The sequence below is a fragment of the Apibacter sp. B2912 genome (assembly GCF_009827835.1).
Lineage (GTDB): Bacteria > Bacteroidota > Bacteroidia > Flavobacteriales > Weeksellaceae > Apibacter.
The window spans coordinates 106,418-122,221 of the sequence record NZ_WINV01000006.1; the positions used below are offsets into that span (position 1 = coordinate 106,418).

Genomic DNA, 15,804 nt, shown 5'->3' on the forward strand with positions numbered 1-15,804 from the left:
TAGGTTACTTACATTAATTTTTATAAAAATTAATATTAAACTTTTTCAATTTCATAAACCGAAATTTTAGTTGTAAACAGTCCGTAATTTAGAAATGCGGTTTCTCCTTCAATTTTATCTATGGTAGCTACACTGGAGCTGCCTTTGATTCGAACTCTTTTCCCTTCTTTCATCCATTTTTTTGCTCTATCTGCAGTTGTTCGTACTTCTTCAGCCTTTGTTTCTTCTAATTGCTTTTTTATTTCTTCTTTTTTTAACTCGGTCTTAACTTTGTTTCGTTGCTTCTTAGTTTGAATTTTTTCAACTTCAGTAACTTGTGTTTTTTTATATTTTTCTTGTTCCAGTATTTTAGTAAAGTCTTTTATAATGTCTCTTTTTTTCTTACCACTTGAATATGCGTCTATATATTTTTCAAATTTTTGACCCAGTTGATTTAACTTAGTTTCTTCATCATACAACTTCTGAAAATTAATCAATTTTTGTTTATAATTATTGATCGTATCGGTCAATTGTTTTTTCTTCTCTTCTGAATGATCAATTTGCTTATTTAAATCGCCTTTTAATTTTTCAACTTGATATTTTTCCTGCTGTAAACGTACTATAGTTTTATCTAAATTAACCTTATCTTTTTCAATTTTTTGCTTGGCAACTTGAATAATTTCTTTAGGTATTTTATTTTTTTCTGCCACTTCAAACGTAAATGAACTTCCCACCTGTCCTACTTCCAACTTATATATAGGTTGCAAAGTTTTCTCGTTGAATAACATAGACGCGTTTTTGGTATGATTTAATTCTTCTATCTTCAATTTGATATTGGTATAATGAGTCGTAATAATACCGAATGATTTTTTATGATAAAAATATTCCAAAAATGCTTCTGCCAATGCACCCCCTAATTCAGGATCCGATCCGGTTCCAAATTCATCAATCAATAATAAGGTATGTGCATCGGCTTGTTTAATGATTTGTTGCATTTTCCTTAATCGAGAACTATAAGTACTTAACTGATTTTCAATCGATTGATTATCTCCTATATCGGTAAGTATTTTATTAAAAAATCCTACCTTAGATTTAGGATGCACCGGAATTAAAATACCACTTTGTATCATGAGCTGCAACAATCCAACTGTTTTCAGTGTAATACTTTTACCTCCGGCATTTGGACCTGAAATACATATAATCCGAATGTTTTTGTCCAGGGTAAGTGTCTGTGGAATCGTTGTTTTTTTCTCTTTTTTATTTGTAAGAAAAAGGATTGGATGATAAGCATTGATCAGATGAACTTCCGCTTGATCAGTAATTTCAGGCAATACTGCATCTAATGCTTCCGCATATCGAGCTTTTGCCTGTATTACATCCAATTTATATATATAGTGTTGATATTTTTCTAATAACGGGTAAAATTCAACCATTTGTTGAGTCAGGTTAAAAAGAATTTTTTCTATTTCCTTTTTTTCCTGATTGATTAATTCCATTAATCGTACATTGGGTTGAATCACAGATTCCGGTAGGATAAAACAGATCGAACCGGTTTTAGAAAAACCTAATACTCTGCCTTTGACTGATTTTTTAAAAGAAGATTTTACAGCCAACACTCGTTGGTCATCAATAACACTTTCCCTGATTTCATCTAAAACTCCTGTTTGAGAAAAATGAGTGACTGCCTTATCAAAATTTTCCTGTATAGTTTTCCTGACTATCTGGATATGCTCTCTTATATTTTGCAGGGTAACGGTTGCATCATTCTTAACTTCACCAAAACGATTAAATATTTTATTTACCATTAAAATAATCTCTTTGGTATATTCAATATGTGAGAGATTTTTATGTAGAGTAGGAAAATAATCTTTAAATTTTTCAAAATGAACAATTAGTGAATTCACTAATTGAGATAAATTTCTAATTTTATGAAAGGATCTTGCTTCTAACGTAAAATTTTCTATAAGAAGCATTTTTAATTCAGTTTCAATATCATCATATTCCCTGAACGGAATATAATTTTCATTAGAAAAGCTTCCTAAATATTCATTGACACAGTGAAGACTTTCTTTAATTTTTTCTTTTTTAAGAGGTTTGAGCTGAGCAACTAAAACCTTAGACTTTTCTGAATAACAAAAGGGTATTATTTCGTCAATAATCTTCTGAAATTCTAATTCTTTTAACGTATCTTCTGATATCTGCATAGTATCCTTTGTACTGTATATAATACGTATACAAAAATAAGGCTTTTTCTTCTTCTATATTTACTCTTCGATAAATTTCACTTTGAATTAAACCTAAATTTTGCTTAAATATCCAGTTACAAAGTCATGCCTATATCAATTCCCTTAATTTTTCTGTATAAATCTGTTGCGTAATTATCGGTCATTCCCGATACGAAATCAATAATACCCAAAACTTTTTCATAATCTCCTTTGTCTTCATATAGAAACTGTTTAGGAATGAGTTGAACCGCTCTTTTTTCATATCCTAAACGTTCTTTTTCTGATTTTAAAATTGACGGTATAAAATGATCCAGTAATTCATACATCACATTATATCCTGCATTTTCAATTTCAACTACCGATCGATGATTATATATATGGGTTTTGGAAAATTCTTTGATAGTTTGAATTGCTTTGCATTCCTGCTGAATTAAGTCATATATGGAAGTTTGCAAAGTACCTTTTATAATTTCTTCAAAGTATTTTTTATACAATTCCACTGATCTGGAAATTAATGCACCGATTGATACTGCACGCAGAAAAGAAATACGATCGTTTTTATCTTCAATACTATCCAATTTTTTCTTCACTCTGCTCCATTTATTATTACCGTGTATTTCTTCAATAATTTGCTGTAAAAGTTCTTCACATATTTGAGCACTTATAAATCCTAATCGTTGGGCATCTTCCAAATCAATAATGTTATAGCAAATATCATCGGCAGCCTCTACAATCCAAACAAAGGGATGTCTATGATAACACAAGGGATTTTCTTGTACCAAAATCATAGACGTTTCGTGGGCTATGTCTTTAAACGTATTTTTTTCGGATTGAAAAAAACCAAATTTTTTTCTTTCTATTATGTTTTTATTTTTTGCTATGGATTCACAGGGATATTTAGCAATCGACGCCAAAGTTGAATACGTAAGCATAGCACCTCCTTCGGACTTACCGTTTTGTTTTTGTGTCAAGATGCGTATGGCATTGGCATTTCCCTCAAAATTTAAAAAATCGCTCCATTCTAATGCTGAAAATTTATCTTTTAATTGAGATGCATTTCGTTGAAAATAACTGGCAATTGCATCTTCTCCGGAATGTCCAAATGCAGGATTACCAATATCATGGCATAAACAAGCTGTTGAAATTACGTTGTAAAGACTATGCCTGTATAATTCTTTATTTTGTTCTGTTAGCTCCGAAGCATAGGCTGTTGCTATAAAGTTTCCAATATCGCTTCCTAGAGATCTGCCCACTGAAGCCACTTCTAATGAATGCGTCAACCGATTATGTACAAAGACACTTCCCGGCAATGGAAAAACTTGTGTTTTATTTTGCAATCTTCTGAAAGAGGTTGAAAATATAACCCGATCAAAATCTCTTTGATACTCACTTCTTGCATCTGTCTGTTTATCCGTGGATATATATTGTATACCTGTTCTTTTTTCTGAGAACAGTTGGTTTATATTCATCATTCTTTTAATGATAATTAAAAATAAAAATTATTTTATATGTCTAAATATTGGTAGTATGCACTTTACGATACATCTCTTTATTCCAATTTATTTTTATTTAATTTATTAGATGATTGTATTTTTAACTTAAACCTTCTACTAAGCCATTAACCAAATTTATATGCATGGCTGCAGGATTTTTTGGCAAACCGGGCATACGCATGATATCTCCTGCAATTACTACTATAAATTCCGCTCCTCGGTTTATTACCAAATCCCTAATCTCCAAATCAAAGTCTTTAATAACTCCGTAAGCCGTAGGATTTGCAGAAAATGAAAATTGAGTTTTTGCGATGCAAACGGGAAATTTACTCATATCGCTATCTTCCAGTTTTTTTATTTTTTGAGATGCTTGTTTACTAAAACTTACCGATGAAGCTCCGTATATTTTTTTAGCTACTTTTTCAATTTTTACTTTAATTGAATCTTCATTTTTGTATACAAATTTCAATTTTTCGGAAGGACTATTTTCTATCGTTTCTACTACTAATTCTGCCAGGTCTACTGCTCCTTTTCCTCCCTCTGTAAATGCATTATTTATCGCAAAGCCAACCCCTCTTTTTTGACAAAATTCTTTTACTAAAGATATTTCTTTCTCTGTATCATTTGAATATTTATTAAAAACAACTAATACGGTTTGTCCGTATGATTTAATATTATCGATATGCTTTTCCAAATTTTGAAGCCCTTGAGCGATTCCGTCAACATTTTCTTCCTTTATATGAGATATAGGAACTCCTCCGTGCATTTTCAATCCTTGAGCCGTTGCCACGAGAACTGTGAGTTTAGGTTCTAACCCTGATTTTCTGCACTTTATATCATAAAATTTTTCAGCACCCAAATCAGCACCAAAACCCGCTTCTGTAATTACATATTCTCCATGACTCATAGCCATTTTTGTTGCCAGTACGGAATTGCACCCATGAGCTATATTGGCAAAAGGACCTCCATGTACAAAAGCGGCTGTATTTTCAGTGGTTTGTACTAAGTTAGGAAGAAGGGCATCCTTTAATAAAACCGTAATAGCTCCTGCAACACCCAAATCTTTTACAGTAAAAATGCTACCATCTGTTTTGTAGCCCAGTAAAATATTTTCAATCCTTCTTCGTAAATCATCTATATCCGTTGCCAAGCACAGTATAGCCATAATTTCTGAAGCAGGGGTTATATCAAATCCCGATTCTTGAATCACGCCGTTAGCATTCCCTCCCAATCCGGAAACTATATTGCGTAGATTTCGATCATTAACATCTAATACTCTCTTCCAAACCACTTCTTTTAATACCTCCGTAGTGCCTCTGTTTTGATAATTATAATTATCCAATAATGCCGTGATCATATTATGAGCTGAGGTTATAGCATGAAAATCTCCTGTAAAATGAAGATTGATATTTTCCATGGGCAGCACTTGTGCATATCCTCCTCCTGCAGCTCCTCCTTTCATGCCAAAACAAGGTCCTAAAGAAGGTTCTCTTAAAGCAACTATTGCTTTTTTACCAATTTTATTGAGCCCTAAAGCCAAACCTATGGATACTGTTGTTTTTCCTATTCCTGCTTTAGTTGGCGTTATGGAAGTTACTAAAATTAAATTGGATTTGTTTATTTTCTCTTTGGATTCCAGCTCAAGGGGAACTTTTGCTATATATTTTCCAAAGGGTATTATTTCCTTTTCAGGAATATTTATGTTTTCCGCTATTTCGTATATAGGTTTCAGTTTTATGGAACGAGCTATTTCTATATCTGAATTTATTTTTTTATATGTATGTTTACTTTCCATCTGATTAAAATTTAAATACTTAATTCCAAATATATATATTTTATATCAATAATCGTATAATAATAATTCAACATTATAACTTGTTTAACTTAGTACCTAAAATAGCAACAGATCATAGGTTTCCTGATTAGGAGATTCTAGGCTATAATTTTACATTTAATTTTACATTAAAAAACCTTCCCGTTAGTTTATTAGGTACTGCATAATAAGAAGTTGAATTGACATCTCTGATCCAATCATTACTGACCGTATTTCTGACATCAAAAACATTAAATATTTCTAACCCCAACGATAACTCCTTAAACTTATCCCAAGCGGTACCGATACGAGCTTTATTCTTTTTTTGATCCACAAAAACATAAGTCAAGCCAACATCGGCTCGTTTATAATCCGATAAGGTGGTTTGATAGTTATACGGATCTGAATATAAAGGGGCTCCGTTGGGAAGACCGGATGCATAGACTAAATTTACATTAGCTTTAAATCGAGGATATTTCTTCATATAATCCTGAAAAAATAATCCAATTTTAAATCTCGGATCTGTCGGACGCGGTATATAACCTCTTCCGTCAATATTCTCTTCGGTTTTACCGTAAGAAACCGATAACCACGATTCGGCACCCTCTACAAATTCACCATTCAATCGGGCATCTATTCCATAGGCATACCCTTTGGAATTATTTTCTCCGGTATAAATTATCCTTACATTATCTACAAAATAGGGTATTAAATCATCTAATTTCTTGTAATAAATTTCTGTTGTTAATTTAAATGGATGTTTGTTGAGCATTTTAAACTCAAAGTCATTACCTAAAATAAAATGTATGGAACGTTGCGATTTAATTTTATCATTAAGCGTACCGTCTAACCGTAAAGCTTCTTTATAAAAAGGGGGTTGATAGTAGAAACCCGTAGCAAAACGAAAAAGCATATCTATCTTCCAATCCGGCTTTAAAGCAATTTGTGCTCGAGGACTCACATTGGTTTCTCCATTAAAATCCCAATGGGTTGCTCGAACTCCTCCATTAATTAATACACGAGTGGTATTCCACATGAATTTAGTTGAATATTGCAAGTATCCATTAACTCGATTGGATTTTAACTTATTATTAGCTGAGACATGATTTATTAAAATCAAATCGGATTCATCTAAATTTCCCGGCGGTACTAAAGGTCTTGGTATGGCATATCCTGCCGAATCAATGAGCTGCCATTCGTTTTTAAGGTTTCTTATATCTTCATGTTGGTATTGTAAACCCGCTTCAAATGCTGAATTTACGTTTAAATTATATTTAGCCTTCAATTGTGTACCTAATACCAACATATCCAAATTGTTTCTCCCGTGATTTATTTGTCCTCCTGAATTGAAGGAAGGCAAGAAATCGCCTGTATCCTGATCTGCTTCTTGTAACCTATATCCGGCTGAAATATCAAAATATTCCTGTTCTTTAGAATGAAAAGCATATCCATCTAAATTAAAGGCTAGTTTATTTGAAGGTTTAAATTCTAAAGAGACCGTCCCGTTAGCCGTTCTATATTTATCTTTTTCATTCCCATTATAGGCGACATTTAGCTTGATAGGCTGTTGTAAAGTTCCAAATTCTACTTCTCTATTTTTGGGTTCCATTGTATAATCATTGGAAGCATAATTTCCTAAAAATGACAATTTCCATTGAGGAGTCCAGGTATACTGAAGATAACTTTGTACATCAAAATATTGCGGGTTGAAATCCGTATCTCCATCAAAAGTATTTAAAATGAGATCCGTATTTCTATATCTTGCACCTACAATTCCCGAAAATTTATTTTTTTTGTCTGCATACCCAACAGTTGCTCCGCCCCCTAATAAACTTGCTTCCAGACTAGATTCAAATTTTCGAGGTTTCCTGTATTGAATATCCAACACGCTCGACATTTTATCTCCGTATCGAGATTCAAATCCTCCGGCAGAAAAATTAATGGAAGAAACCATATCCGGATTAATGATGCTCATTCCTTCTTGTTGTCCGCTTCGCACGGTTAAGGGCTTATATATTTCTACTCCATTTATATAGACTAAATTTTCATCGTAATTTCCACCTCTAACTCTATAAAGTGAACTTAACTCACTGGCCGTACTTACAAAAACCGTATTTAATATTTCTTCTACTCCTCCGGAAAGAGTAGGTGTATTATCAAGATTGTGTACATCAATCTGCTGCATAGTTATATCAGCCGTTTTTTTTCGAGTTCCTTTAAACACAACTTCAGGAATTTCTTTTTCTTTATCGGGTATAAGATTAAAATCAATCTTGATATCTTGATCAGACGTTATAAAAGTTTTTGTATCTGATAAATACCCCTTATGTTCAACGGTTAAAGTTATAGTAGTATGGGAAGGTACCTGTAATCCATAATTTCCATTTCTATCAGATATGGAAAATGGTTCCGGATTTGCATAAATCTTAGCTTCGGATATTGGCTTACCGTGATTATCTTGTATTTTACCCGAAATAGTTATGGTCTGCCCCCATACACTATAGGAGATCGTCCATAAGACTAGAAATGTTAGAATTTTATAATTTTTCAAAGTCGCTCGTATATATCTTTTTATTATTTACTTTATCGGTAACTATTATCTCAACTTGATGCTTACCTGATCGAATTCCTTCTTTTTCTAAGTTAGAAATAAAAAGGCTGTTTTGCTTATATTCATATTCAGCAAGTACCCATTTTCCATCGATAAAAACATCAAAGGTTTTAATTCCCGATCCTGTGTCTTTAATTTTAAATGATAATTTATTTCCTATTTTTTTTGATTTTGTGAGCATCGGACAGCTAATAGTAGGTATTGATTCATCTAGTGCCAGATAGAATTTTCCAAAATCTTTAGGAGTTGCTTTATATTTTCCGTTTTCATAAGAGGTATCTAAATATTCTTTTTTTAATGGACCGAAATTAGATTCTCTGATAATAACATATTTATCTGCTTTAGATTTATCCAAATTGCTCCAATCGGGTGTTATAGTGATTTCATATTTTTTGTGAATAGGAACTGATGATTGATGCACTTGGTATTGATTACTTCCGATTTTTTTATAATTAAAAGTGAAATCTTCATAAAAAGATCCTTTTTCAAAGTTTACAAACAATCCGTCCTGTTTAAATGAATATGGATTTTTAAAATTTACTTTTAAAAGTTCATTTCCTGATTTTATTTTTTCCGCATCATCTGTATTTTTATAAGCAATACCATTCATGGTGAAACTTCGTGCGGTAACATTACCGGCATAGTCTCCCACTTCTATTTTAACTTGATACGTTTTACCTGCTTCTACTTTTAAAATTCCTCGATTAACCTTTTGTTCATACATCTGCAAAGAATTACCCGGTAATAAATAAGTCCGATATATCCAACTGTTGTTAGCCAATAATTCGGGATAGTCCACGGAAGCATTAATAGAACGGGTTTCACTAAAAGAATGCTTATCCGCTTGAAATAAGGATAGAATTTGACCGTTAACCCAAGTTTTAATAAAATAAACTCCGTTTAAATTTTGAGATCCGCTCTGTTGATCGTATGCTTTTACACCAAAACCAATTTCTCCTGATACATTATAACTTCCACCTTCAGACGCTATAATTTTAGAATTGCTACCATTTACCTGTCCTTTTACGGGATAAATCCAGGTACCTCTTAATAAAGGTTTTATTTGATCTTTAACATCGTATCCGAATAAAAACGGATTTAAAATTTCTTCTGTTTTGGTATCTCTAACTTCAAAATGTAAATGAGGTCCCCCGGATCCACCGGTGTTTCCTGAAAGTGCGATAATTTCTCCTTTTTTTATTGGAAGTTCTCCCGGTTTCAAATAAAAATCAACAGTAAAACTTTTATTTTTATATTGTTCTTTACGTGCTCTTTCTTCAATGGCTCCTTTCAATTCGCTTAAATGACCATACACCGTTGTGTATCCATTGGGATGATCTATATAAATTGCTTTACCGTATCCATAAGGTGAAATATTAATTCTAGAAATATAACCATCTTGAGAAGCCAACACAGATAACCCTGTTCTCTGTTGGGTTTTCATATCCAATCCGGAATGAAAATGATTTTTTCGTAGTTCTCCATAATTAGCAGATAAATAAATAGGGATAGTTAAAGGGGATGCAAAATTTTTAGGATAATTTTGTGAATGGGATAAGAGCGTGAATAGTAGGGATGCTGTTACTGCTATTTTTTTCATGGGAAATTTTAAATATTCATCTTTATGTATTATGATATAGTAATCTTTCTCAAAAATAAGAATTTCATTTTTATTTAGATTCTTTTAACACTTAATTAAGTTTAAATTTATTTATGATGTTTAAATTGGTAATGAATATGAATAGTTATTTGCTTACTAGTTTATTCTGTCTTTAAGTGACAAAGTCATTTGTCAGATATTGAATTTCATTCAAAGAATAATGAATTCTATAGTAAAATATTATTTACATTCATTATATATTTAGGATAAAAAAATCAGGTTTATCTTTTCAAATGAACGTATTAGCCAGAAGTTTACAAAAATCCCTCCCCCTGATTGAATTTTAATTTTAAAATTATTTAAACCTAAAAAAAATTATCCCGTATATTTGAAAAATTATTACCAATTTACCTCGTATAAATATTTAATAGTTATAAATTTTAACAAAACCACTTTTTATGTTAAAAAAAAACATACACACGGTTCTATCATTTATTGTCATTATTTTATTTTATAATATTCTTTCTGCTCAAGAAAAATCATCGTTACCTAAAAATAACATTTATGAACCCTATCAAGTCCAAATAAAAGGAGAATATGAAGGAGGACGAAAGCAATTACTCAAAATTTTATCTTCCAATCTTGAATATCCTGTTAAAGCCATAAACAACCATATTCAAGGAAAAGTGATTGTAAAATTTGTTATTGAAAAAAACGGTACAATTACTAATTTTGAAATTTTAAAAGATATAGGATATGGATGTGCCGATGAAATTATTCGTGTTTTAAAGAAAACACAAGCCAGATGGAATTCGGCCATATTAAATAAAAAGCATGTTCGGTCTTATTATACTTTACGAGTTAATTTTAAAATACCATCCAATCAATCAAAACCTTATATTCAAGATGCCCATAACTAACAAGCTGATTTCAAAAAGTTATATTGTTTTAATTATTTTTTTCTTTAATTTATCCGTAGCGCAAACGCCTAAAGTATATGCGGAACAAGTGATAAAAAAACTAACCTCTTCCGAATTTGCCGGTCGAGGCTATGTTGAAGACGGAATGAAAAAAACATCGGAAGAAATTGCTGCACAATTTGAAAAAATTGGTTTATCTAAAATTCATAATTCATATTTCCAATCCTTTTCTTATCCAATTAATATCATAGACAAAAGTTTTGTTTCTGTAAATGGTAAAGAACTGAAATTAGGTTCAGATTATTTGGTTGGTGCCGGTTCCCCTTCTTTAAAGGGAACGTTTTCTCCCGTTATATTTAATACGTGGGTTATTGACAGCTTATTTGAGTGGAATGACCGTTCTTATATTGATAAAGAATTGGAAAAAATAAATACCCGTTCAGTGGTTTTTCCGAATAAAATTTTCCCGGATAACTTGATTTTACAGGAGGAATCGGCAAATCAATTATATCGTGAGATTCCGCAACTTATTTGCAATGAAGTTTGGGATATTTCAGTTCCATTGGTAATACAGCAAACTTCATCAAAATTTATACATTCTTTAAGTCCTAAACAAACTAAAACCGTTAATTTGTTTATTAATAATCAATCCGTACCTGATACTATCTCATCCATCACTTTAGATATAAAAACCCATTTTGAACCTAATTTTGAAGCTAATAATGTAGTAGGTTATATAAAAGGCAAACGTTCCGACAGCCTTATTGTATTAACTGCTCATTATGATCATCTGGGTAAAATTAATGACGTTATATTTCCCGGTGCAAATGATAATGCCAGTGGTGTCGCTCTGCTACTTTCAATGGCTAAAGTTTTTGTAAAAAATAAACCCAATTTTGATATAGTATTCATTGCTTTTGCCGGAGAAGAGGCAGGATTAAAAGGTTCTCAATATTTTGTGGATCATCCTTTGTTCGATCTGAAGAAAATTAAATTTTTAATAAATTTTGATATGGTAGGTACGGGAGAAGATGGAATACAAGTTGTAAACGGTAAAGAGTATTTTAAACAATTTACTAAGCTTGACAATATAAGTTATATGTATAATTATTTAAAACAGGTTAAAATCAGAGGAAGTGCCTGTAATAGCGATCATTGCCCTTTTTACGAAAAAGGAGTTCCTTCTTTTTATATTTATACTTTAGGGGGAAAAAGCGGATATCATGATATATACGATACAGAAGTTTCTCTGTATGCCTTCGATAAGTTGGTGGCCCTACTAACTAAATTTATAAATGTATTATTATATATTCATAAAAAAGGCAAGTAAAAATTACTTGCCTTTAACTTTATTTATCATGAATTTTTATTGAAAACCGATAGCTGATTCCAAAGCTAGAACCATCATTGTATCAAAGGAGGATTGTCTCTCCTGTGCTGATATATTTTCTTTTGTAATGAATGAATCAGAGATGGTCAATAAACAAGCTGCATTCTTACCTAAAACTTGGGCATTATGGAATAGAGCAAAACTCTCCATTTCTACGCAACCGCAACCATGATCTTGAATTAATTTTTTATAATCAGTTCCTCCTTCTACATAAAAAACATCACTGGAATGTATACAAGCTTCATGAATTGAGATGTTCAATTCAATTGCTTTCTTTGCAATAAATACATTTAATTCTTCTGACGGATAGGTTTTATCTTTGTCGTATCCTGACTGAACTTTTGCATAAGAGGATTCACTATATGCGCTATTTCCTAATACTACGTCATATATTTTAATGTCTTCAACATACGAACCTGCTGAACCAATTCGTATAATAGTGTCAACTCCGTACTGAGAGAATAGCTCATAAGAATAGATACCTATACTTGGCATTCCCATACCGGATCCCATAATAGATATTTTTTTTCCTTTATAAAGACCGGTATATCCAAACATGTTCCTGACAGAATTAAATTGTATTGGATTTTCTAAATATTTATCCACTATATATTTAGCCCTTAAGGGATCTCCGGGCATCAATACTGTTTTTGCAATTTCTCCGAATTCTGCCTGAATGTGTGCAGTTGCCATATTATTTAATTTTAGTTTTTTTCGTGAAGTAAAGATAAGAATACTATCTTTACTTGATTAGTTATTGGTTTAATTAAAACTTGAATTATTATTCGTTTAGAACTTAGTACAATTTAAAATTCTTTAGCTACTTCATCGATGGATTCTAAAATAATATCACATCCTTTAATAATCTCTTCCGGAGTAATGGTTAATGGAGGCGAAATTCGTAAGAATTCATTTCTGTATAATTGCCAAAAAACGATTAATCCTTTGTGCATACATCTTTCAGCTACTTTTAAACTAAATTCAGGTGATCGCAGTTGCACAGCCAACATTAGACCTCTTCCGTTAATGGAGAGAATTTCCTTATGTTTTAATTTTTCTCTGTATAATTTTTCTTTGCTGTGAACTTGATCCATCAAATCGGTTGTCAATAATTCTTCCATAACCGCACAAGCTGCTGCAGCCGGAATGGGATTACCGCCGAAAGTGGTCACATGACCTAGTTTAGGATGATCTGCTAAAGTATCCATTATTTCAGCAGAAGCCATAAAGGCTCCTATCGGAATTCCTCCGGCCATACCTTTTCCCATGGCCAAAATGTCGGGAACCAGGTCATACCACTGAAAAGCAAACAACTTACCTGTTCTGCCAAATCCGGGCTGTATCTCGTCTAATATTAGTAATGCTCCGACTTCTTCACATCTGTTTTTTAATTTTTTCAAATAATTATTTTCAGGGGTTATAAATCCTGCCGCCCCTTGAATGGTTTCAACTACTACTCCCGCTGTTTTTTCGGTTATTTTAGCTAAATCTTCTTCTTTATTAAAGCGTATAAAATTAATTTGAGGCAATAAAGGCTCAAAAGGCTTTTTATTAGTATCCCTACCTGCTAAACTCAAGGAACCTTGCGAGTTTCCGTGATAAGCATCAATAAACGATATGATTTCTTGCCTGCCTGTATATCGTTTAGCTAACTTCATGGATGCTTCTATGGCTTCCGTTCCGGAATTGACCAAATAGGTTGTATGGAGCGGATCCGGTAAATTTTCCGATAACATTTTACATATCTGCACCGGCTTTTCCATGGCATATTCTCCATATACCATTACGTGTAAGTATTTATCCGCCTGATCTTTAATCGCTTGAATAACTTTCGGGTGGGAATGACCTAAAGTATTTGCCGAAACTCCCGCTACAAAGTCCAGATATGCCTTGCCATCTTTTCCGTAAATATAATTTCCTACTGCTTTGTCTACTTCAAAACCTGAGGCATAAAAAGTTGTTTTTGCTTGATATTTAAAAAAATCCTCTTGTAATTTACCCATTTCTCAATGATTTTTACACGCAAAAATACGGAATATATTGCAGCTTGTAAATGGTAAATTTTTAATAATTATTACTTAAAAAATTCTTTTTATTATTCTGATTTTTGGTTATTATTATATGATAAATATCACCAAGACGATTCAACTTTATTTTTTTTTATATCTTTTCTTATACAATATTTTTAAGATATTTAATTATAGTTTTAAATAAATTATTCTGTATAGGTATTTTATGAAAATATTTAAGATTTATAAAATATAATATTTCACTTAAAAACAGTCTCAACACCTGTTACTTTTCCTTTTGATAAAACTTTATACCAACCTAAAATACATTTGTTTTTACTACTTTTGTAAAGAATTTATTGATATTATGAATTATGATGTAAAAGTGGGTATTGACGCATTTTCTTTTGATATCCCGAAAATATATTTACCTATAAAAGAATTAGCAATTGCTAGGGACATTGAACCGGCAAAGCTTGAAAAGGGTTTAGGTTTACTTAAAATGTCGCTTCCTGATGTTCATCAAGACGTAATAGTTTTTGCCGCTAACGCTCTAAAAAAGTTATTGGAGCAAGAAGGATTGCGCCCGGAAGAAATTAGCCGAATTTATATAGGTACTGAAAGCGGTATTGATTCTTCCAAACCTATCGGCTCTTTTCTGGTATCCCTAATGGAAGATCTTTATGGGGAAGGTTCTTTTGAGCATTGCGATGTAGTAGACCTTACTTTTGCCTGTATTGGAGGGGTAGATGCCCTACATAATTCATTAGATTATATTCGAGTGAATCCTGATAAAAAAGCGATAGTCATCGGTACGGATTATGCAAAGTATGACCTGAATTCTACCGGAGAATATACACAAGGAGCAGGTGCTGTAGCTTTATTATTGTCTGCAAATCCGAGAATCATTTCTATCAAAAATAAAATTGGAATTAGCACAAAAGGGGTTTTTGATTTTTTTAAGCCTAAAAGAAGCTTATCAAAAAAAGAAGTCACTGAAAAAGATAATAATCCGATTTGGTTCGGAATAGAAGAAGACGAAATCAATCTTTTTAAGGAACAACCTATTTTTGACGGTCAATATTCGAATATTTGTTATCAAAATAGACTGAAGGGTGCCTATTTTCATCTTAAAAAATTATTAAGCATTGAAACCACTCTTTATCAACAATGGAAAAATATAATTGTGCATTCTCCTTATTCTTTTCAAGGGAGAAGAATGTTTTCTGAAATATATGCCTTAGATTCCGATTTAAAAGAATCTTTACCTACTCAAGAAAAGGAATACACCGATAAACTCAAGGAAATAAGTAAAACTCCTGAATATAAATCTTTTGTACAAGAAAAGTTTGCTCCTGCCGAAGTTGCTTCTTCCAATATTGGAAATATGTATACCGGATCAATTTTTATGGGATTATTATCTACCTTGTATTATCATGTAAAAAACAATTCCGAAATTATCGGAGAAAAATTTGGCTTTTTAGCTTATGGTAGCGGTTCAAAATCGAAGGCATTTGAAGGTGTGATTGAAAAGGAATGGAAAACTCAATCTGAAAAGCTTCACTTGTTTGAAACACTTGAACAAACTCAGGCTATTGATATGGATACTTATCATGCTTTATATAAAAAAGAATTAAAAACATCTGTACTTGCTCCTAAAAATGAATATATGTTGGAAAGTATTGAACATGAAAATCCTGTATTATTGGGTGCTAGATATTATAAGTTTAAACAATAAAAAATTATTTAATATAATATAAAAGC

Annotated in this window: 10 protein-coding genes; 3 read left to right on the top strand and 7 right to left on the bottom strand. The window is 31.9% G+C overall.

What is annotated here, in order from left to right:
- Positions 1 to 35: 35 nt before the first annotated feature.
- From GFV01_RS09495 to GFV01_RS09515, 5 genes are all read right to left on the bottom strand, one after another.
- On the bottom strand, positions 36 to 2,183 hold the full coding sequence (locus tag GFV01_RS09495) for a DNA mismatch repair protein MutS (RefSeq protein WP_160566962.1): 2,148 nt from the start codon (positions 2,181 to 2,183) through the stop codon (positions 36 to 38).
- Positions 2,184 to 2,299: 116 nt separating this feature from the next.
- Positions 2,300 to 3,673, bottom strand: a complete 1,374-nt coding sequence (gene dgt / locus GFV01_RS09500) for a dGTP triphosphohydrolase (RefSeq protein ID WP_160567022.1) — start codon at positions 3,671 to 3,673, stop codon at positions 2,300 to 2,302.
- 124 nt (positions 3,674 to 3,797) lie between these two features.
- Positions 3,798 to 5,492: a formate--tetrahydrofolate ligase gene (locus GFV01_RS09505; protein ID WP_185150015.1), complete on the bottom strand. Its 1,695-nt coding sequence runs from the start codon at positions 5,490 to 5,492 to the stop codon at positions 3,798 to 3,800.
- A 142-nt stretch (positions 5,493 to 5,634) separates the two neighbouring features.
- A complete protein-coding gene (locus tag GFV01_RS09510) occupies positions 5,635 to 8,061 on the bottom strand; it encodes a TonB-dependent receptor (protein WP_255448976.1) in 2,427 nt (808 codons plus the stop codon).
- Positions 8,048 to 9,721 (bottom strand): M23 family metallopeptidase, encoded by a 1,674-nt coding sequence (locus GFV01_RS09515; protein ID WP_160566965.1) that lies wholly within the window; start codon positions 9,719 to 9,721, stop codon positions 8,048 to 8,050. The genes GFV01_RS09510 and GFV01_RS09515 overlap by 14 nt, the downstream gene beginning before the upstream one ends.
- A gap of 458 nt (positions 9,722 to 10,179) precedes the next feature.
- Here GFV01_RS09515 and GFV01_RS09520 point away from each other — a divergent pair, with 458 nt between their 5' ends.
- Both GFV01_RS09520 and GFV01_RS09525 read left to right on the top strand, forming a co-directional pair.
- Positions 10,180 to 10,641 carry an energy transducer TonB gene (locus GFV01_RS09520; protein ID WP_160566968.1) on the top strand — a complete coding sequence of 154 codons (462 nt, stop codon included), beginning with the start codon at positions 10,180 to 10,182 and terminating at the stop codon, positions 10,639 to 10,641.
- The gene (locus GFV01_RS09525; RefSeq protein WP_160566971.1) at positions 10,628 to 11,971 is read left to right on the top strand and encodes a M28 family metallopeptidase; all 1,344 of its coding nucleotides are present in this window, start codon (positions 10,628 to 10,630) and stop codon (positions 11,969 to 11,971) included. Before GFV01_RS09520 ends, GFV01_RS09525 begins: the two co-directional genes overlap by 14 nt.
- A gap of 36 nt (positions 11,972 to 12,007) precedes the next feature.
- Here GFV01_RS09525 and deoD read toward each other — a convergent pair whose 3' ends face one another.
- Both deoD and GFV01_RS09535 read right to left on the bottom strand, forming a co-directional pair.
- Positions 12,008 to 12,724, bottom strand: coding sequence for a purine-nucleoside phosphorylase (gene deoD / locus GFV01_RS09530; protein ID WP_160566974.1), 717 nt, complete (start codon positions 12,722 to 12,724; stop codon positions 12,008 to 12,010).
- 113 nt (positions 12,725 to 12,837) lie between these two features.
- Positions 12,838 to 14,034 carry an aspartate aminotransferase family protein gene (locus GFV01_RS09535; RefSeq protein ID WP_160566977.1) on the bottom strand — a complete coding sequence of 399 codons (1,197 nt, stop codon included), beginning with the start codon at positions 14,032 to 14,034 and terminating at the stop codon, positions 12,838 to 12,840.
- 373 nt (positions 14,035 to 14,407) lie between these two features.
- On the opposite strand from GFV01_RS09535, the gene GFV01_RS09540 reads away from it, so the two are divergent.
- Complete coding sequence (locus GFV01_RS09540; RefSeq protein WP_160566980.1) at positions 14,408 to 15,778, top strand: hydroxymethylglutaryl-CoA synthase family protein; 1,371 nt, start codon at positions 14,408 to 14,410, stop codon at positions 15,776 to 15,778.
- The last annotated feature ends 26 nt before the right edge of the window (positions 15,779 to 15,804 follow it).